This window comes from Paraburkholderia sartisoli, assembly GCF_900107685.1.
In the GTDB taxonomy this organism is placed as follows: domain Bacteria; phylum Pseudomonadota; class Gammaproteobacteria; order Burkholderiales; family Burkholderiaceae; genus Paraburkholderia; species Paraburkholderia sartisoli.
In genome coordinates this window covers 138,310-157,186 of sequence record NZ_FNRQ01000006.1, presented here as the reverse complement: position 1 = coordinate 157,186, position 18,877 = coordinate 138,310, and the positions used below count along the sequence as shown (strand labels likewise).

Below are 18,877 nucleotides of genomic sequence, written 5' to 3'. Positions count from 1 at the left end.
CCGCAATGGCGGCAGCGACTTCTAACGCGCGATGTCCCGCAGGAACCCGGACACTTTCACAAGCCCGGCTTCCAGCACGTCGCGGCTGTTCGTATAACCGATGCGCACGTAACCTTCCATGTCCATCGCGCTACCGGGCGTAAACATCACACCGGTTTTTTCGAGCAGCGCGACGCAGAAATCGCGCGACGTCATGTCGAGATCGAATCGCACGAGCGCCGTCGTGCCCGACTTCGGCTTGACGTACGAGAGCAGGGGTTCTTGCGCGATCCACGCATCGAGAATGGCCAGGTTCGTGCGCAGGATGTCGTGGCTGCGGCGGATGATCGCGTCGCGGCTTTCGAGGGCAATGCTCGCGAACAGATCGTTCAGCATGCCGACGCTGATGGTGTTGTAGTCGCGATGAATCTGCACGCGGCGGATCAGCTCGACCGGCGCGACGATCCAGCCCACGCGCAGGCCGGCGAGCGACCACGTCTTCGACATGCTGCCCGTGCCAATGCCTTTCTCGTACAGGTCGGCGATCGACGCGGTAAAGCCGTCGCCTTCCTGATCGGTGCCGCGATAGACCTCGTCGCACAGCACCCAGGCGCCGCACGAGCGCGCGATTTCCACGAAACGTTCGAGGAAGGCACGGTCCATCAGCGAACCCGTCGGGTTGTTCGGATTGTTGATCGCGATGAGGCGCGTGTTGTTTTTGACAAGGCGCTTCAGTTCGTCCAGGTCGGGCAGGAAGCCGTTTTCTTCGCGAAGTGCGAGGATGTCGACGTTCGCGCCATAGCTTGCGGGAATCGAATAGTGCTGTTGATACGTCGGCAGCACGGAAATCACATGGTCGCCGGGTTCGACGAGCGTCTCGTACACCAGCGCGTTCGCACTGATCGCGCCGTGCGTGATCAGCACGTTCGGCACCTTCTGCTTTTCGTACAGCGAGGCGACGTTCGAGCGCAGGCGCTCGGTGCCGTCGATGGCGCCGTACGTCAGCTTGAGCGGCAGCATCTCGCCAAGAATGCTGTCCTGCCGGCCCGACATACGCAGCAGTTCCTCGACCGTCAACGACTCGACGCACGTTTCCGCGAGATTCAACTCGCAGTGGTTCTCGTAGAGATCCATCCAGCGTTCGACACCGAATTCCCTGATTTCCATGACTTCCGTCCTCGAATTGAAATACGCACACGCAGCAGGTCGCACATGGCGATCGCGCCGGCGCGCGACGGCCTGGCATCGAGTATAGACGTAAAGTCTATCGTAGACTTTATAGAATCGCCGCCCCGGTGGCCGAACCGGCAAAGTCGTTGCGGGTCGCCTGCGGCGAACTCGCAAGCCGTCATGCGAGATCGAGTGCGCCGGTCATGTCTCCGGGTGGCGTCCTGCCGTCCTGTACAAACGCGCGGTCGCGCGCAAGCACGCCGTCCAGTGGCGCGAGCCCGTGTACGCGCGTGATCAGTCGCAGGATCGAGTTGGTGTCGTACAGGCTGTGGTCGACGTAACCTTTTTTCGCGAGCGGCGACACGACGAGCGCCGGAATGCGCGAGCCCGGGCCCCAGCGGTCGCCTTTCGGCGGCGAGACCGGGTCCCACCAGCCGCCGTTCTCGTCGTGGGTGACGATCACGACCGTGTTCGGCCACAGCGGGCTGCGCTGCAGATGTTCGATGACCTGCGTGATGTGGCGGTCGCCCGATTCGACATCGGCATAACCCGCGTGCATGTTCAGGTTGCCCTGCGGCTTGTAGAACGCGACAGCGGGCAGACGCCCCGCGTCGATGTCGGCGATCAGATGGTTCGTGGACGCGTCGTCGCCGAGGCCCGCATCGCGCAGATGGCGCCGGCGCGCATCCGTGCCGGGCGCGAAATTCACGAAGTAGTTGAACGGCTGATGGTGATACTGGAAGTCCGGCACCGCGCCCGTGTCCCGATGGTCGAGCGCGTACTGCCACGCGCCGCTGTACCACGCCCAGTCCACGCCCTTGTCCGACAGGCGGTCGCCGATCGTCGCGTACGTCTGCGGCCGCAGCACCTTCGGGTTGGACGGATCGGCCAGATTCGGGTCGCCACCTTCGGCCGGACGCACGTTGCTCGGCATGTAGGGCGGCGCCATCGTGTTGACGGCGTAACCGTCCGCAGTGAAGAGGCCGTCGTTTTCGTACTTCGGCGGCCCTTCGAGCGCCGATGCGGGTGAATTCGCACTGAGTTTCAGCCGCGTGCCGGTCGGGTCGTCGCCCTCGATTACCGAAACGAGTTTCCTCGCGGGGCTGTTGTGGATATCCGGATAAAACGGCGCCTGCGCCGAAATCAGGAAGATGTGGTTGAGCCATGATCCGCCGAAAGCGGCCATGAAGAAGTTGTCGCACAGCGTGTATTGCTGTGCGAGATTCCACAGGCGCAGCGAGTCTGCCGAATTCCGGTAATGACCCATCACGAGCCCGCCGGAATCCGCCCACGCGACAAACTGGTTATTGCGGCCCGCGTTGATCTGCATCTGGTTCTGATAGAAGCGGTGGATGAGATCGCGCGTGATGACGCCGTTCGGCAGCGGTACGCCCTCTGCGTCGGCGAGACGGAACGGCCCGTTTGGCAGGCCGACGATGTCGCGCTCGGCAACCATGTAGCGCTTGCCGCCCACTTCCTGCGCCTGCGGCACGAGACCGCCCCAGATTTTTGGCAGTTGCGCGAGCGGCGTCTGGCCGTCGCGGTCGAGCTGCGCGGAGCGGGTAGCCGGTACCGCGTCGAGCGGATGCTGGACGCCGGGGAAATTGCCGTACAGATTCGCGAAGCTGCGGTTTTCCGCATAGATCACGACGATGTGACGAACCTGGTCATTGAGCGCGGCGTCGAGCCGGAGATCGGCCGCGCTACGCGGGCCGCCGGCATTCGCGGATACCTGCCCGGTTTTGCAGCCTGTCAGCGCGAGGCCAATACCAACTGCCGCGAGACCTGTCAGGACGCGACGGCGTTCGGGGTCGTCAGGCTGGTCGGTGTGCTGGGGAAGGTCAGGCGGGAGCGTTGGGTCGTCGGTTTGCATCGGCACATCTCCTTGAGAGCGCGTGTTTCAGCGAAGAAGGGCGCCGGCCCAGGCGTGCGCCGGTGCCCCAATACCCCGTGCATCCTGGCACCCGGCAGGGTGAATCCGCAAGCGGCGAATATGCACGAAGGCTGCTCCACGGCGAACGGTGAGGGTTTTCGGGAGCGGAAAATACGGAGGCCGGCGCGGGGCCTTGATCCATCCTGGGCGGCGCGGCTGATGTATGCGGCCGGCTGATCGGACGAATGGCGTTTCATGGTGCGCTGGCGGAATCGTCGGGCTTGGGTTCGCCCTCTGCGAGATGGCGTCAAACCCTTATGGATAAAGGACAACGGCGTTTAGAGCGAGGCCGGCCGGCGCGTGCCGAAGCAGACGCAACGGCAGGATGGCGGCGCGCTTTCGCGCATACGTCTGGCGGAACGAGCGGTGTGCCGTTTGCCTTGCCGATCATCACCCGTCAGAGGTCAAAGATGGCCTCAAGGTGAGGTTTTTCGGGAGTGCGCGGCAACGTGCATGGGGCGTCTGGGGGGGGCGGTCCGGCGCGACAGGCCGGGCAGCCGAGGCGCCCAGCGCCCCGGTGACAATCTTTTTGCGCATAAAGCCGCCCTGGTGACATGCCGGCGCGTAACCGGAACCCCGGCCCATCAGAACCGCACCAGAGCCGTAAATAAAGCCTGAATGCGTAAGTGGGTACTCACATGAAGTGCCTCGTCACCCGGACGAAAACCGCATTCAAGGCGTACACGTCACCAGTTCACGCAGCTCATCGATATCGAACGGCTTGGCGAGGATCGGCACGCCGAGGTGCCGGGCGCGTTCGAGTTCGTCGGCGTAGCCGGTCATCAGCGCGACGCGCTGACCCGGCCACTGGTGCTGTATCCGCTCGGCGAGATCGATCCCGCTCAGGCGGCCCGGCATCTGTATGTCCGACAGAACGAGATTGAAGGTTCCGCCGGCATTGAGCGCGTCGAGCGCGGCATCGGCGGTGGGCTCGTGGCGCACCTTGCAGCCGAAGACCTCCAGCACGGCGGCGACACCCTCGGCCACGTCGCCGTTATCCTCGACGAGCAGCACCACGCCCTGCTTCGCGGTGGCGGTTGCCGGCGCGGCAGGCGCAACAGGTCGCACCGGAACCAGCTCGCCCTGGTAACGCGGCAGGTACAGGCGCACGGTGGTGCCGCGCTTCGGCACGCTGTCGATGCGAGCCGTGCCGCCAGCCTGTTCGCACGCGACCAGCACCTGCGCGAGACCGAGGCCCGTACCGGCGCCGCTGAACTTCGTCGTGAAGAGTGGTTCGAACGCGCGTTTCAGCACGTTTTCCGGCATGCCTTCGCCGTCGTCCGTGAGCGAGACCAGGACATATTCGCCGTCGGGCAGGCGCGTGTCGCTCGCGGTCAGGCGTACGTTCTGACCGCGAATGACGAAGCGTCCGCCGAGCGGCATCGCGTCGCGCGCATTCACCGCGACGTTGATGATCGCGAATTCGAGTTCCGTCGCGTCGGCGAACACGTGCCACAGGTCCGGCACGACCTGCACGCTGACCCGCACCTTGTCGCCGACGGCCGTCTGGATCAGGTGCGTGGCAGCCGGCAGCCAGGTGGCGAAATCGATGGCTTCCTGCTTGAGCGGCTGCTTGCGCGCGACGCTCAGGAGGCGCCGCGCGAGCGACTGCGCGCCGTGCGTCGCGCGCTCGACCGCCGTCACTTCTTTCTCGAGATTGTTGAAGCCCTTGCGACGCGCGAGCCCCATGTTGGTCGAGACGACCATCAGCAGGTTGTTGAAGTCGTGCGCGACGTTGGCGACGAGGTTGCCGAGCGCGCCCATCCGGCGCATGTGCCGGCTCGACGCCTCCGCCGACAGGCGCATCGCCACTTCCGCCTGCCAGCGCTCCCATGCGACCTGCTCGGCGCGCAACTGACGCAGCGAGAACAGCACGAGCACGCACACCGCAAAACACGGCACCGCGGTGATCGACGCAATCAGCAGATAGTGGCGCCACCACGCGTTGAAGATCGCGTCGGTGGCATAGGCCGCCACGACGTAAAGCGGATAGTTGCCGACGCGGCGAAACGACAGCAGCCGTTCGACGTTGTCCCTCGTCGATGTCATGCGAAGCCGGCCGAACAGCAGGCCGTCGTGCAGCGCGCTCGTGAACGGCGTATTCGCGGTGGGCATGATGCCCGGCGTGCCTTCGGGATAGCGCAGCAGGGCGGCGCCGTCGCGGCGATAAAGGCCGATCGTCACAGCGGGATTGTCGCTGACGAGTTCGCGGTAGAAATCGGCGAAATATTTGCGCTGTAATGCAATCGAAACGATGCCCAGAAAACTGCCGTCCTTCATGGAGGTGCGGCCGAGGTTCGTCACGAATACGTCCGCGTGACCAATGACGTCACGCAGCGGCAACGAGAAATACGGCGCGGGCCGGATGGCGCGTGCGGAAAGGAAGTCATCTCGATTCGCGATCGACGCCTTCGGCACCGGGTAATAACGGCTCGTCGCGAGTACGTCGCCGTTCTCGCCGAAGATGGAAATCGCGGCGATCTGCGGGAAGTCGCCGCCGATCATGCTGAGCCGCCGGTGGATCGGCGCTTCCTGCGCGCGGATTTCGGCGTCGCCGCTGTCGCCGAGCAGATCGACGATGCGCGTCGCCATTTCACGATTCAGGTCCAGCACCTTCAGCGCGTGTTCCTGGGCCACGCGCACAAGGCGATCGGTCACGTCGTTCGCGTCGATGGTGCGGCGCTGGTAATCGTAATAGCCATAGCCGATCAGACAGACCAGCGGAATCAGCACGGCTGCCGCGAGGACGACAAGCAGGATGCGGCGCGTTGTTGCAAAGTTGCGCGATGGCAGTGGCAGGTCGAGTGCCGAGGACTCGGTAGGTCGCAAGCTCGCGGGCTCCGGTGTGGTAACGAAAGCGACATCGTACCCGGTCGCTGGATAACGGGAGCGATTGACGGCCGTGCGGCGTGCGCCCGGGACAACCCGTAAGGTGAGAGGGTTCGGGAGCGTCACGGCATCCGTTCGATCGCGACAGGTGAGAATATCCGGGAGCCGACGACAGGTGAGCCACGCCTTCCTTGTCGACTCTCCCGATCAGGTATTCAGTGGTTCGAAGCATTTTTCGCTCGACCAACAGCCGCGGACCTGGACAGGAATGGTCGTACAAGTCGTTCACGATGAGCCGCTTCTACTATCCCGACGTTCTTGCGCTGCGAGCCGACGCCGCGGCGGATCACCGGCAATCCGCCAACGGTCGGCAACGGTTTCTACTGGGCCGATACGCTGGACAGCCGGTCGGCTACATGTCGCCGGATGCGAACGTGGAGGGCACGTCGGGCTGGATCGACATGTATCCAGGCCTCGCCGCCGTGCAGCGCGCGAACAGCGAATACGTCGTGCAGGCCGAAGACGATGGACGATGCGCGCGCGAAACACCTGATGTATCGCTGAACGCCTTGATCCAGCGGCGCTCCGACGCTCAGGCCCCGCCGGATGGACGACCGCGCGCGATCGGTATATAACAACATGAAAGATCTACCACGGGTCCTTCAACAGGAGCGATTGACCATCATGACGCGCGAAGTATCGGACAAGCAGGAAACGGGTGAGCGGCCAGATCTGGAGCACCTCGACGCAGCGGTGAGCCATGTCGATCATCTGGTGTCGACAGGCGGTATCGCGGCGGGCGCGGCGAAGGGCATTCTGTACAGCCTGATCGAAACGCTCGGCGCGTTTGTCGGCGATCCGGACCTGCCGGAGCATGCGCGCTCTGGCTACCAGGGTCTGCTCGAAACCGCCCGCGAACTGCGCGCCAGACTCTAGCGCCCAGGCGCGCACGCCGTGCGCCGGTCGTTCAGGCCGGCGCGGCTCCCGTGTGTACCCATGGCCGGCGCGATGCCGGCCGTTTTTTTCTCATCATTCCAGTGATCGTCGCGGATGGTTTTGGCGCGGCGGCGATCTGTGATAAAAAGTCGCACCGTATCCGCCAGCACTCGCCTGCCATGCTTTCTCTTTCCGAAGCCGCACTGCTCGCACTCGGCATTGCCGTTGTGCTCATCACACCCGGACCGACCAATACGCTGCTCGCCGCCGCCGGGTTGCGCCAGGGCATGCGCCGTTCGCTGCCGCTCGTGGGCGCGGAACTCGCGGGTTACGTCGTGTCGATTTCGCTGTGGGGACATTTTCTCGCGCAGGCCGCGCATGCGTGGCCGTGGCTGCCTTCGGTGTTGCGCATCGCAAGCGGCCTCTACATCGCGTATCTCGCGGTCAACATGTGGAAGGCGGCGGTGGCGCTGTCCACTTCGGCTCAGGCGGCCACGGGCGTGCGCACGCTCTTCGTCGCGACCCTGCTTAACCCGAAGGCATTGCTGTTCGCGGGCACGATTTTTCCGGCCGCCGCGTTCGAAAACGGTGCGGCGTATCTGCTGGCGATGTCGGTGTTCGTCTGCCTGCTCGTGCCGGCGGCGCTCGCGTGGATCGCGTTTGGCGCGGCGCTCGGCAACGGCAGGCTCGCGTGGGTCAATCCGTCGAAGGTGCAGCGCGGCGCGTCGCTTGTGCTCGGCGTGTTTTCGTTGTCGCTGGCGTGGGCGGCGTTTCACTGACCTCGCGTTTTCCTGCTTGCGCGCCGAGAGCGCCGAACGCGGCAAGCACCGCCTTCGGCGCCGACGTGAACCGCAGTTCAGGCGTGCCGTGCCAGTCGGCGCAGCGCTGCAGCGCGCGACGCAGGTCGTCCGTCAGCCGGCCGCTCAGGCGCACGCCGGGTTCGAGATGAAACGATTTCAGTTCGAACACGCCTTCCGTGCGATGCGCCTTCGCATCCACGCGCCCCACCAGCTTGCCGCGGCTTAGCAGGGGTAGCACGAAATAGCCAAATTTGCGCTTCGCGGCTGGCGTGTAGCACTCGATCGCATAGTCGAAATCGAACAGCGCAGCCGCGCGCCTGCGGTCCCACACCACCGGGTCGAACGGCGAGAGCACGGTGGTCACCGTCGAGGCCAGCGCGCCGCTGATCGCGTCGTCGATCAACGGCGCGAATTCGCGATGCACGAACGTGTCCTGCTTCCAGCCATCGACGCGCACCGGGATCAGTTCGCCTTCGTCGGCGAGCGCCTTGAGCGCATCGACGTACGGACGGCGCGGCAGCCGGTAATAATCCGCGACCCAGTCCGCGCGCGCGACGCCAAGCGCGCGGCAACTGCGCAGCAGCAGCTCGCGCGCGACGGCCTCGACCGGTTGCAGGTCGCGTGCGTCGTCCCAGCCGGGCAGCACGCGCTCGGTGAGATCGTAGACGCGATGGAAATTGTGACGCGCCGACACCATCAGCTGCCCGGTCGAGAACAGCACTTCCAGGTGACGTTTCTCGGGTTTCCAGTCCCACCAGCCGTTGCCCTTGCCGCCTTCGCGCGCGAAATCCGCCGCGCGCACGGGGCCGTTGCGGCGGATGTGATCGAGCAGGTTGTCGATGTCGGCGCGATACTCGGCGTGCCAGCCGGCGGCGTATTTCCAGCCCATGCCAGCCGGATCGAGCATGCGGTGGCGCAGCAGGCCGTAATCCTCGATTGGCACGAAGCACGCCTCGTGCGACCAGAATTCGAAGAGATTGCCTTCGGCGAGATGCGCGTCGAGCCAGCCCGGTTCGTAGGCGCCGATGCGGCTGAACAGCACCAGATACGGACTGCGCGCGACGACATGAATCGTGTCGATCTGCAGTTGCGCCATGCGACGGATGGCCGTCAGCACGTCCGCCTTCGCCGCCTTGCGGCGCGGCGGCGCGAGCAGACCCTGAGCGGCCAGATGGAGCGTGCGGGCAGCCGGAAGCGGGACGGTCTTCAAGACGCGGTGCGCGCTCGACGCTCAGGCGCCAAGCGCGATCGCTTCACCGGCCCGTTCGGCGAGCAGCTGGTGAATCTGCGCCACCACCGCCGCACCTTCGCCGACGGCGGCCGCCACGCGCTTCGTCGACCCGGCGCGGGCGTCGCCGATAGCGTAGATGCCTTCGACCGTCGTCGCCAGATCGCAGCCCGAGCCCGCACCGACGCCCGTCAGCACGAAGCCCTTGGCGTCGAGTTCGACCCCGCAGGTGCGCAGCCAGGCGGTGTTCGGATCGGCGCCGGTGAAGAGGAACAGATGACGCGTGTCGAAGTGATCGGTGCCGTCCGGAAGCGGCGACTTCAGCACAACCGAGGCGAGCCCGCTTTCGCCGGCCTCGAGGCGGCCGATTTCGGCGTGTGGATACACCGTCACGTTCGGCAACGAGCGAATGCGATCGATCAGGTAACGCGACATCGTCGACTCGAAACCGCTCTTGCGGATCAGCACGTGTACGTGCTTTGCGTGCGACGCCAGATAGACGATGCCCTGTCCGGCCGAATTGCCGCCGCCAACCAGCACGATCTCTTCGTGCTTGCAGAGTTTCGCCTCGACGGGCGAAGCCCAGTAGTACGCGCCGCGCCCTTCGAAGCGTTCGAGCCCTTCGAGATTCGGGCGACGGTACACCGCGCCCGTCGCGATCACCACTGTGCGCGACAGCAGGCTGCCGCCGCACACCAGGTCCAGCCGGTGCGGTTGCTCGTCGCAATGAAGCGTGCGCACCTTCACGGGAATCGCGACGTGCGCGCCGAATTTCTGCGCCTGCACGAACGCGCGGCCGGCCAGCGCCTGGCCGGAAATACCCGTCGGAAAGCCAAGATAATTTTCGATGCGCGAACTGGCGCCCGCCTGGCCGCCAGGCGCGCGGCTGTCGAGCACGATGACCGAAAGGCCCTCGGACGCCGCATACACGGCGGTCGCGAGCCCGGCCGGACCGGCGCCGACAACCGCGACGTCGTAGACATGCGACGCGTCCAGGTCGGGCAGCATGCCGAGCGCGGTCGCCAGTTCGGGATCGCTCGGATGATGCAGCACCGTGCCATCCGGACAGATCACGAGCGGCAGGTCTTCGGGGCGCGCGGCGAACTGCTCGATGAGCCGCAGCGCATCTTCGTCGCGTTCATCGATCACCGAATGCGGATGACCGTTGCGGGACAGGAAACCTTCCAGCGCGACCAGCCGGCGGTCGTCGCGCTTGCCGATCAGCACCGGCCCGCCGGCGCCGTTCTCGATCAGCGCGACGCGACGCAGAATCAGCGCGCGCATGATGCGCTCGCCCAGTTCCGCCTCGGCGACGATCAGCGCGCGCAGCCGCTCGGGTGGAATCAGCAGCACCTCGACGGGGCGCGTCGTCAGACCGTCGACCAGCGCGGGTTTGCCGGAGAGCTGCCCGACCTCGGCCATGAACTGGCCGCGGCCGTGCTCGACAACCGGATATTCGCGGCCGAGTCCGTCGCGCCGGGTGATCCGCACGCCGCCGCACAGGATCACGAACATGCCTGGGCCGGTCTGGCCGGTGAGGAACAGATATTCGCCGGCTCCCCGGCGCGTCACTTCGCCGAATTTGCGCAGGCGGTCGATTTCCTCGTTGGTGAGTTCCGGGAACATCTGGTGCTGCCGGGTGCTCAGGTTCGAAAACGGTGCGTCCGCTACGATTGCCTGACCTTCATTGTCCTGAGTCGCTGCCATCAAACGGCTCCTTCCTCTGTCCTGTGTGACACGGGGCCGGTGCCGGCGCGGATGCGCCAGGCCGGCTGCGGCTGCCGCGTCGCCCGACATGGGGCGACGCGCGGCCGCGCGTTACGCCGCTTTCGGTTCGATGTCGGCGTCGTCGACGTGGCTGGCGGGGGCGCCAGGCAGCGGCTCCAGCTGACGGCCGGCGTCGCGCCAGGCGTCGAGGCCGCCGCGCAACGGCACGACGTCCGAGAAACCGGCCTCGGTCATCTGCTTCGCCATCCACGCCGCTGAAATCTCGTTCGGGCACGAGCAGTAAATCACCACTTTCTGGTCGTGCGGATATTTCGCGATGATCTCCGCGAGCTGACGCTCGTCGGCGTACTGCGAGCCCGGGATCACGAACGGATCGAGCTTGCGTTTTTCGTGTGAGCGGATATCGAAAAGCACGGGCGTCTGATTCGCGGTGATCAGATGGTCGAGCTCCTCGACTTCCATGCGGGCGGTCGCCAGCTTCCTGATCAACTGGCGCCGGCGGATCCAGCGCCAGGCGCCATACAGCAGCAACAGCGCGACCACGACCACCGCGGTCATGCGTCCAAGACGGCTTGCACCGGCGAACAGCATGTCGATCTGCGGTGCGAACAGCACGCCGATAATCAGCCCGACGCCCGACCACAGCGCCGCGCCGATGCTGTCGTAGCTCAGAAACGTGCGATACGGCACGCGCATCGCGCCGGCCATCGGCACCGAGACGATCGACAGGCCCGGCACGAACTTGGCCACGGCCAGCACGCGCACGCCCCAGCGTCCGAAAAAGCGTTCGGTCTTCTTCACGCACGTGTCGCGCGACAGGGAAAGCTTGCAGAGCGTCTTCAGCGTGTTGCCGCCGTAGATGCGGCCCGCGAGGAACCACGCGCTGTCGCCGATCAGCGTCGCGAAAATCGACAGCACCAGAACCGGCAGCAGTTGCCCGCCGATGGAGCCGGGGTGCAGCGCGGCCATTGCCCCAAAAAGGACGAGGGACGGCATCGCGGGCAGGGGCAGCCCGAACGACGCGGCGAGCACATTGGCAAACACCAGCAACGGCCCGTACTGCTGGACGAGGTCATGTAGCATCGGTTTACATCCACGGCCTTACGGCCAGAAATGAAGGTAACTCAAAGATTATGGACGCATTTTTAAGACGTGCAAGCGTGCCGGAATGTGACTTGAAAACAAAGGAAATTCACGATCGGACCGGCCACGACGGGCTGGAGAAACGCCGCGTGCCGGACGCGTGACGCGCCCGGCACGCGGGAGGCGGTAGAGGTGGCCGCCCTGTTCCATTCTGGCCGTTAGCGCCAGATGGGGACGAATCGCCGTTTCGAAAGGGCCGACTGACGTAGAGACGGACAGACGCCCAGACAGTGGATCAGGCCGCGCCTTCGGGCATGGCGGCGACGATCAGCGCGGCGATTTCGCGAAGTTTTTCGGCATCCGCAGGCACTGTGCCGTGCGGTATCAGCGTTTCACCCGCGCGACGCGGGATGACGTGGAAATGGACGTGCGGCACGGTCTGGCCGGCTGCGCGCCCGTTGAACTGGGCGATCAGCACGCCGGGCGGGTTCAGGGCCGCCTTGACCGCTTTCGCGACCCGCCGGGTGGTCCGCATGCAGGCGGCCGCGCCTTCTTCCGACAGCTCGAAAATTTCGGCGGCCGGCTCCCTGCAGAGGATGAGTACGTGGCCATCGGCCTGCGGCATGATATCCATGATCGCGACCGTCAGTTCGTCTTCGTACACGCGGATGCCGGGCAATTCGCCCCGCAGGATCCGGGCGAACGCATTCTGCGGATCGTATTCCATTGTCTGCCTTCGAGGATGGGCGTCGCCGCCGGTACCGGCCGGCCCCGCTAAAGACCGTGCAAGGCGGTGGCGCGCATGTGACAGAGTGGTGACGCGCGCCAGCGCCCGCGATGAAACCGGCGATGCGGCCGGCGGTTCAGGGTGAATTAACGGTTGTGCTGTTCGCCCGGCAATTCGGCGCCGTGGGCGCGAATCGCCGCGATCAGTTCCGCGGGCGTGATCTCGTAACGCACTTCGCGGTGGATTCCCGGCTTGCGTTCATCGACTTCGACCAGAAGAATGCCTTTGCCGTCTTCAGTCGATTCGAGGCGCAGCGAGCGGAGTTCGCGCGCCGTTGCGTCGTCGTATTCGGTGAGCAGGGTCATTGCCCCGGAAGAGCCGGTGGTGCGCATCGACAGTGTCCTTGTTTCGTTGTTGAGCGATTCATTGTACGGGCTGGCCGCGGACTTCGTCTGCCGGGCGAGCCTCCCCACGGACACCCGCTGCCGTGGGCTTCGTTGCCCGGAGGACCGCATGCAGCCTCGCGCCGCGGTTCAAGGCCAGTGTAGCGCGAGTGTCCGTCGGGCTGGCGGGCTTTTTGTGGGCCTCGCCGCGGTACGTGGCCGGATACGCCGGCCCAGCCGCGCGCGCGACACGAACGCGTGACGATTCAAAAAAATAGCCCGCCCATTCCTGGGCGGGCCGCTCAAACGCCGTTGTTACCTGGATCAGCTGGCCCGCATTACTGGGCGCTGACAGGTTCATCCTGAGCCGTCGCCCACGTGCTGTCGAGATGGTAATAACGCCGATCCATCAGATCATTCTGCTTTCGCTTCAACGTTTGCGTCGATATTCCGCCCTCACCGGCTGGCAATCCGTCGTAACGCGACGCTGTCATCCGTTGCGTACGCGTTGCGTCAGTTCGACACACCGGTCAATCGCAATTCGCGGTCGCTGATAATCCGGTGCCCGCGCAGTAAGGCAGAACGTGCCCGGCTCTTTATGCGAAATATCTGAAATCGGGAATGCCACTTTAAGGAAATTACGATACCGCTTGCCAGGAGTGCCATTGAGAATGCACGGCACATAACGTGGCGCGCGATCTTTATCGATGTAGTCCGACAACCGTGCGGGCGTCAGAGGCCGCCAGGCTTGATAACGGAGGGACGCTTCCTGTGAGTTCGACGACGTGCGGATCACCCCAGCGACGGATGGCTATTACGTTTTTTAACGTTCTGTTAACCCGCTTCATATTCCAGTCAAACCGGATATTCCGTGAACGGCAATCTAAAGAATTTCGCCAATTCCAGATTTGTGAATCAGACATATCCTAAGATTAGCAAAAAGGCTAGACTGCCTCCGAGAATAGCCAGCACATTCCCCTCCGTCGTCCTAAGGAACAACGGTATGTCAGTCAAGCCTATTCGCGTCGCACTTGCCGACGATCACCCATTGATTGTCGTTGCCCTGCGGGACTGCCTGAGAAGGGCGCCGGGTTTCGAGGTCGTGTGCGAATGCACAAACGGCAGCCAGCTGGTGCAGGCGCTGGCGCAGAATCCAGCGGACGTCGCCGTGACCGACTTCAGCATGGGACACGGCGACGCGTCGATCGACGGCTTCAATCTGCTCAAGCGCCTGTCGCGTCTTTATCCCGACACGCGCATCGTCGTGGTCAGCGCGCAGACCAACCCCGGCGTCGTCATGCGCGCGATGAAGCTGGGTGCGCGCGCCTTCGTCAGCAAGGAAGACCAGCTCGACGAAACCGTTCGCGCGTGCATCCACGTGACCGTCAGCGACGGCCATTTCTACTCGCCCTCGATCCGCGCGCTGCTCGATTCGGCGTCGGCCAACGCCGCGCCCGCAACCGAACTGACGCCGCGCGAACTCGAAGTCGTGCGGCTCTATGCGCAAGGCTCCCTGCTGTCGGAGATCGCAACCAAGCTGGGCCGCTCGGTCAGCACGGTGTCCAGCCAGAAGACCATGGCGATGCAGAAGCTCGGTCTGCAGACCAACACCGATCTCATCCGCTATGCCTATGAGAACGGACTGATCTGACGACCGCGTCATGCAGAAAATTCTCGACCTCACCCAGGACTCGCTCGCCGAATCGTTCGCGGCCGTTGCCCGAAGCGCGCGGCGTCAGCGCTATCTTTATTTCGCGACGATCTGCACGCTGGTGGCGATCGTCGTCGTGTCGGTGGTTCTGGTGGCCGTGCTGGCCACCGCGCGCTATCTCGACTATCGGCACGGGCGTGTCGTGCAATACGCGACCGATGTCTCCGCGCTGCTCGAACGCGAAGGCTCGTTCATGCATCGCGCCGAGGTGACCGTGCGCTACTACGACACGCTCGTGGCACCGCGCCCGTTGCCCGCCGGCGCCGCCGACCAGGTGCGCGAGACGGGGATCGGGCGCGGTTTCGGCAGGTTGCCGGAAGCGCATTTCGACGTGCTGGTGCCGCCGGCCACGCGCGACGCGTGGGGCAGCACGCTGGATGGGCGGCTCTCGCGCCTGTATGAAGCCGCGGACTCGATACTCGCCACGCAGCTCGCGTTCGATCTCGATCACCGCGCGTATCTGGTGGGCGTGGACGAAAGCTATGGCCTGATTCTTCCCGCCCTCGACGCAGCCAGGCCTGGCAAGGCATCCGCGCTCGACGTCAGTCTGGCGACGCGGTTGCACGACGTGCTGACGCGCGAACTCCAGTCGAAGACGGGGCGCGCCACGCCGGCGCCTGGCGAGCGTGTCTGGATTGGCCCCTACGTCGATCCGGTGCAGAACATCGAGGTGATGACCGAGGTCACGGCCGTCTACGAAAACGACACAGCCGGGACGCTCATTGCCGCCAGCGTTCCGGTCAAGACCTTTCTCGCTGGCCTGACGCGTCTGGCCGATCCGGGCACGCTCCTGTTGCAGAACGAAGGCGGGCGCCTCGTGGCGTCGTCGCCGGCCGTCACCGCTGAGCAGTCCAGCCGCCTGCTCAGGGCCGCGAACAGCGTTGCGCCCGGACACGTCGTCTATTCGCGCGAAGGGGTGCTGTTCGTCGAGCCGACGCAGCCCGGTTTCGGCTCGCTCGTCTACTTCGTCTCGTACGCGGGTTTGCTTCGCGCGCTCAGCGAGCAGCTGATGGTGATCGCGGGGCTCGCACTCGTGCTGATCGCGGGCGTCATGCTGACGGCGCGGTTCTGGGGCTTGCGGCTGCTTCGCCAGTCGCAGGCTGAAACGGAACGCGCGCTCGAAAGCGAAACGATCAACCACATTCTTGTCAGCGCGACGCCGGTCGGGTTGTGCATCGTCCGGCAACGCGACTATTCGCTGCTGACCTTCAACCAGCTGGCCGCCTCGCTGCTGCGCCCCGGAAGCGAGTCGAAGCTGCCGCCGCACATCGTCACGGCGTTTCGGGAGCACGGCGGGCACGAGGTGCCGGCTTCCTCGTTTGCGAAGATCGCCGGTTTCATCGTGCATGCGAAGCTGCCCGAAGCTGGCGGTCCAGCGCCGCAGTTCCTGCAGATCACCTACGCGCCCGCGCGTTACGACGGCGAGGACGTGCTGTTCTGCGCGGTCATCGACGTCACCGAGCAGCAGACGCTCGAGCAGCAACTGCGTTCGGCGCAGCAGGCATCCGAAGCGATGATGCGCGCGCGCTCGAACTTCTTCGCCTCGATGAGTCATGAGATCCGCACGCCGCTCAACGCGCTGCTCGGCAATCTCGAACTGCTGTCGCGAAGCCCGGGTGTGCGGCCGCATGAGCAACGGCTGCGGGCGCTGGGCATGGCGGCGGACGGACTGCGCCGCATCGTCAACGACATCCTCGATTTTTCGAAGATCGATGCGGGCGAATTGAAGCTCGTTGCCGAGACGTTCCGGCCGATCGACGACATGGAAAGTCTCGCGCTTTCCTATGCGCCGATGGCGCAGGACCGGCCGCTGCGCTTCTACGTGCATCTGTCCGCGACGCTCGACACGGTGTTGCGCGGCGATCGCACGCGCATCGCGCAGATCGTCAACAACCTGCTGAACAACGCGTTCAAGTTCACGGCGTGCGGAAAGATCACGTTCAGCGCCGAGATGCAGGTCGACGTTCAGGAGCGCGACGTCCTCGTGTGCCGCGTGTGCGATTCGGGGATCGGCATGGACGCGGTCCTGGTGTCGCGGATCTTCAGCCCGTTCGTTCAGGCGGAGGCGACGACGTCGAGCCGCTTTGGCGGCACCGGGCTCGGCCTGTCGATCTGCGCGCGGCTGTGCGAACTGATGGGCGGCCATATCACGGTCGAGAGCGTACCCGGCGTCGGTTCCGCGTTTACCGTGATGATTCCGCTGGCGTCGCTGCACGCCGCAGCCGATGAACACCCTCCCGCGCCCGTGCAACGCGGCACGACGCTCGTGCTGTGTCAGGAGCGCGACAGCGGCAAGTATCTGGAAACCTGGATGTTGCGCGCCGGCTGGCTGACGAACACCGTGCTGACGCAGGCCACGGCCGAGGCGTTTCTGCGCGCCAACACACCCAGCTTCATGATCGTGACCGGCGAGTACGACCGCGCCACGATCGATGCGCTCCGTGCGGTGCGCCGCGTGCCGGTGGTGTGGATGACGCGCACCGGACATCATAGCGCGGTGCGCCACGCCGAGGGCGTGTACGAAGTGAACGCGTTCAACCACCGGTCGGGACTCGCCACCATCGAGCGCGCGGTGGGTGAATCGTCGGGCGAGGTCGAGGCAGCGCCCGAATATCCTGTCGAAGTGGAGGCGCCCGACGCGGCGTTGCAGGGCCTCGTGATCCTCGTCGCCGAAGACAACCCGCTCAACCAGACGCTGGTCGCGGAGCAGCTCGATACGCTGGGCTGCCGGCCGATTATCGTCGGCGACGGACGACAGGCGCTCGCCGCGCTCCAGAACACGGAAGTGGACGCCGTGCTGACGGACATTCACATGCCCGTGATGGACGGACACGAACTGCTGGCGAGGCTGCACGTCTCGCATCCGGACGTGCCCGTGCTCGCGTTCAGCGCGGTGACGAGCAACGAGCAGGCCGAAGACTGGCGCGAACGCGGCTTCGCTGCGTACGTCGCGAAGCCCGCTTCGTTGAAGGAACTGGAAACCGCGCTGCTCGGACTCGTGCGAAGCGGCGCGATCGTTGCGGCGAGCGCGGCGACACCGGAGGAGCCTCCGGCGCCGGTATCCGCACCGCGTGTCGATGACACGTCTGCTGCGTCCTCTGCCATGTCCACCAGCGAAAAATCGCGCTACATGGCGATCCTGAAGGACCATCTCGCGACCGATCTGCCGAAGCTCGCGGGCATCATCGAAAATCAGGACGTCGTGCTGCTGCGTCAGTGGGCTCATGGCAGCGCAGGCGCGTTCCTGGTGGTGCAGGAGCCGGTGCTCGCGAAGCGCTGTCGCGAACTGGAGCAACTGTGCGGCACGACGTCCGGCTGGACACCCGATCTCCAGCAGCGGGCCGACGCGCTGCATGCCGCGCTCAGCGAGCAGTTCAACATTCACGGCGACGCCGTTTCCTGAAAGCTGAACGTTGAACGCAACTGGCCGCCGCGTTCGTGGAGTGTGTGTTTGCTGAACGCGGCGGCCGGCAGTTTGTCACCGCGCGAACGCGACGCCTGCACTCGATGGCAGCCGGGGTGTTTCGCGGGATGTTGAACTTCACATCGAACGGAGGCGAAATGATGCATCCGCAACGAGTCACGCGTGCCGTGCTGCTGATTGCCGCGGCATGTTCGTCTGGCGCCTGGGGCCAGGCGAACAGCACCGATGAGGCCGTTCAGGCGGCGGGTAGCGGCGCGCATTTCGGAAGCGCGCTGTGCGGGTTCACGTCCAGTCAGGTTGCGGGCTACAAGGCGAAGCTAAGAGCTTCGATGCCCGATGCAAAGGATTTCGATTACCACTGGAATTACGGCTGGATCCAGCAGGAACGTACGCTTTTGCAGTATCAATCGCTGCGTGCCGGCGATCCGCAAGCCTACGCGGCGCGCGTCAAGGGCGACTGCAACCGTCTGCGATTCCGGATCAGGAATACGCGGCCCGTCGCGCCGGTGCCCGGCCCATAACGGCCGGGGCGGCACGCCGTCTGGCGAGCGGCATCTGCCCGCCAACTCGACGTGCGCGTGATTGCAGCAACGCGATCTGCGCGTTGCGGCGATGCATGTCGGGCATCAGCCGCCGATGACCTCAGTCTGACCCATCGCCGTCATCGAACAGACCGGCACACAATGCGCGCCCGGCATCGCTCAGACGCGCCGTGCCGGTGCCCGCCTCATCGAACGTCGTTTCGACAAACCCGCCGTCGACGAGCGCCGTCAACTGGCGGCGCAAGCCGCTCATCGGCAGGCCCGCCTGTTTCGAGAGCTTCGCGAGCGACCATGCGCGCCCAGGCGTCTCCCGCGCGGCGCGCCACAGCTGCGTGAGCACGGCGATCAGCGCGGGATCGATGTCATCGTTCATCTGCGTCTCCATTGTGTTTTTTTGCGTGTCC

The 18,877-nt window shown here is 65.0% G+C and carries 15 protein-coding genes; 6 read left to right on the top strand and 9 right to left on the bottom strand.

Going from position 1 to position 18,877, the window contains the following annotated elements; all coding sequences use genetic code 11:
• Positions 1 to 21: 21 nt before the first annotated feature.
• The 3 genes from BLV45_RS18555 to BLV45_RS18545 all read right to left on the bottom strand — a co-directional run bounded on the left by BLV45_RS18555 (position 22) and on the right by BLV45_RS18545 (position 5,911).
• On the bottom strand, positions 22 to 1,146 hold the full coding sequence (locus BLV45_RS18555; protein WP_090535428.1) for an aminotransferase: 1,125 nt from the start codon (positions 1,144 to 1,146) through the stop codon (positions 22 to 24).
• A 181-nt stretch (positions 1,147 to 1,327) separates the two neighbouring features.
• Entirely contained in the window at positions 1,328 to 3,022 is a 1,695-nt protein-coding gene (locus tag BLV45_RS18550; protein ID WP_090535427.1) for an acid phosphatase, read from the bottom strand.
• Positions 3,023 to 3,754: 732 nt separating this feature from the next.
• Positions 3,755 to 5,911, bottom strand: a complete 2,157-nt coding sequence (locus BLV45_RS18545) for a hybrid sensor histidine kinase/response regulator (protein ID WP_090535426.1) — start codon at positions 5,909 to 5,911, stop codon at positions 3,755 to 3,757.
• Positions 5,912 to 6,201: 290 nt separating this feature from the next.
• Between BLV45_RS18545 and BLV45_RS27615 the strand changes: the two genes are divergently transcribed.
• The 3 genes from BLV45_RS27615 (at position 6,202) to BLV45_RS18535 (ending at position 7,626) form a co-directional block, all read left to right on the top strand.
• The gene (locus tag BLV45_RS27615) at positions 6,202 to 6,546 is read left to right on the top strand and encodes a hypothetical protein (protein WP_176954205.1); all 345 of its coding nucleotides are present in this window, start codon (positions 6,202 to 6,204) and stop codon (positions 6,544 to 6,546) included.
• Positions 6,547 to 6,595: 49 nt separating this feature from the next.
• Positions 6,596 to 6,847, top strand: a complete 252-nt coding sequence (locus BLV45_RS18540) for a hypothetical protein (protein ID WP_090535425.1) — start codon at positions 6,596 to 6,598, stop codon at positions 6,845 to 6,847.
• Positions 6,848 to 7,026: 179 nt separating this feature from the next.
• A complete protein-coding gene (locus BLV45_RS18535; protein WP_090535683.1) occupies positions 7,027 to 7,626 on the top strand; it encodes a LysE family translocator in 600 nt (199 codons plus the stop codon).
• Here the strand turns inward: BLV45_RS18535 and BLV45_RS18530 are convergent.
• The 5 genes from BLV45_RS18530 to BLV45_RS18510 all read right to left on the bottom strand — a co-directional run bounded on the left by BLV45_RS18530 (position 7,544) and on the right by BLV45_RS18510 (position 12,805).
• Positions 7,544 to 8,857, bottom strand: a complete 1,314-nt coding sequence (locus tag BLV45_RS18530; RefSeq protein WP_090535424.1) for a winged helix-turn-helix domain-containing protein — start codon at positions 8,855 to 8,857, stop codon at positions 7,544 to 7,546. The genes BLV45_RS18535 and BLV45_RS18530 overlap by 83 nt on opposite strands.
• 21 nt (positions 8,858 to 8,878) lie before the next feature.
• Entirely contained in the window at positions 8,879 to 10,582 is a 1,704-nt protein-coding gene (locus BLV45_RS18525; RefSeq protein WP_090535423.1) for an FAD-dependent oxidoreductase, read from the bottom strand.
• Between the two features lie 111 nt (positions 10,583 to 10,693).
• Positions 10,694 to 11,686, bottom strand: coding sequence for a DedA family protein/thiosulfate sulfurtransferase GlpE (locus tag BLV45_RS18520; RefSeq protein WP_090535422.1), 993 nt, complete (start codon positions 11,684 to 11,686; stop codon positions 10,694 to 10,696).
• Positions 11,687 to 11,981: 295 nt separating this feature from the next.
• Positions 11,982 to 12,413, bottom strand: coding sequence for an HIT family protein (locus tag BLV45_RS18515; protein WP_090535421.1), 432 nt, complete (start codon positions 12,411 to 12,413; stop codon positions 11,982 to 11,984).
• Positions 12,414 to 12,559: 146 nt separating this feature from the next.
• Positions 12,560 to 12,805, bottom strand: a complete 246-nt coding sequence (locus tag BLV45_RS18510) for a hypothetical protein (RefSeq protein WP_090535420.1) — start codon at positions 12,803 to 12,805, stop codon at positions 12,560 to 12,562.
• A gap of 994 nt (positions 12,806 to 13,799) precedes the next feature.
• On the opposite strand from BLV45_RS18510, the gene BLV45_RS18505 reads away from it, so the two are divergent.
• The 3 genes from BLV45_RS18505 (at position 13,800) to BLV45_RS18495 (ending at position 18,452) form a co-directional block, all read left to right on the top strand.
• Positions 13,800 to 14,447 (top strand): response regulator transcription factor, encoded by a 648-nt coding sequence (locus BLV45_RS18505; protein WP_090535419.1) that lies wholly within the window; start codon positions 13,800 to 13,802, stop codon positions 14,445 to 14,447.
• Between the two features lie 10 nt (positions 14,448 to 14,457).
• Entirely contained in the window at positions 14,458 to 17,910 is a 3,453-nt protein-coding gene (locus tag BLV45_RS18500) for an ATP-binding protein (RefSeq protein WP_090535418.1), read from the top strand.
• A 158-nt stretch (positions 17,911 to 18,068) separates the two neighbouring features.
• Positions 18,069 to 18,452 carry a hypothetical protein gene (locus tag BLV45_RS18495; protein ID WP_143130447.1) on the top strand — a complete coding sequence of 128 codons (384 nt, stop codon included), beginning with the start codon at positions 18,069 to 18,071 and terminating at the stop codon, positions 18,450 to 18,452.
• A 121-nt stretch (positions 18,453 to 18,573) separates the two neighbouring features.
• Here the strand turns inward: BLV45_RS18495 and BLV45_RS18490 are convergent, their stop codons facing one another.
• Entirely contained in the window at positions 18,574 to 18,846 is a 273-nt protein-coding gene (locus BLV45_RS18490) for a helix-turn-helix domain-containing protein (RefSeq protein ID WP_090535416.1), read from the bottom strand.
• Positions 18,847 to 18,877 lie beyond the last annotated feature (31 nt).

Excerpts from the sequence above, each read along its gene's own strand:
- BLV45_RS18555 (WP_090535428.1), bottom strand. The coding sequence starts at position 1,146 with ATGGAAATCAGGGAATTCGGTGTCGAACGCTGGATGGATCTCTACGAG.
- BLV45_RS18520 (WP_090535422.1), bottom strand. The coding sequence starts at position 11,686 with ATGCTACATGACCTCGTCCAGCAGTACGGGCCGTTGCTGGTGTTTGCC.
- BLV45_RS18540 (WP_090535425.1), top strand. The coding sequence starts at position 6,596 with ATGACGCGCGAAGTATCGGACAAGCAGGAAACGGGTGAGCGGCCAGAT.
- BLV45_RS18505 (WP_090535419.1), top strand. The coding sequence starts at position 13,800 with ATGTCAGTCAAGCCTATTCGCGTCGCACTTGCCGACGATCACCCATTG.
- BLV45_RS18525 (WP_090535423.1), bottom strand. The coding sequence starts at position 10,582 with ATGGCAGCGACTCAGGACAATGAAGGTCAGGCAATCGTAGCGGACGCA.
- BLV45_RS18515 (WP_090535421.1), bottom strand. The coding sequence starts at position 12,413 with ATGGAATACGATCCGCAGAATGCGTTCGCCCGGATCCTGCGGGGCGAA.
- BLV45_RS18550 (WP_090535427.1), bottom strand. The coding sequence starts at position 3,022 with ATGCAAACCGACGACCCAACGCTCCCGCCTGACCTTCCCCAGCACACC.
- BLV45_RS27615 (WP_176954205.1), top strand. The coding sequence starts at position 6,202 with ATGAGCCGCTTCTACTATCCCGACGTTCTTGCGCTGCGAGCCGACGCC.
- BLV45_RS18500 (WP_090535418.1), top strand. The coding sequence starts at position 14,458 with ATGCAGAAAATTCTCGACCTCACCCAGGACTCGCTCGCCGAATCGTTC.
- BLV45_RS18535 (WP_090535683.1), top strand. The coding sequence starts at position 7,027 with ATGCTTTCTCTTTCCGAAGCCGCACTGCTCGCACTCGGCATTGCCGTT.
- BLV45_RS18510 (WP_090535420.1), bottom strand. The coding sequence starts at position 12,805 with ATGCGCACCACCGGCTCTTCCGGGGCAATGACCCTGCTCACCGAATAC.
- BLV45_RS18490 (WP_090535416.1), bottom strand. The coding sequence starts at position 18,846 with ATGAACGATGACATCGATCCCGCGCTGATCGCCGTGCTCACGCAGCTG.
- BLV45_RS18495 (WP_143130447.1), top strand. The coding sequence starts at position 18,069 with ATGATGCATCCGCAACGAGTCACGCGTGCCGTGCTGCTGATTGCCGCG.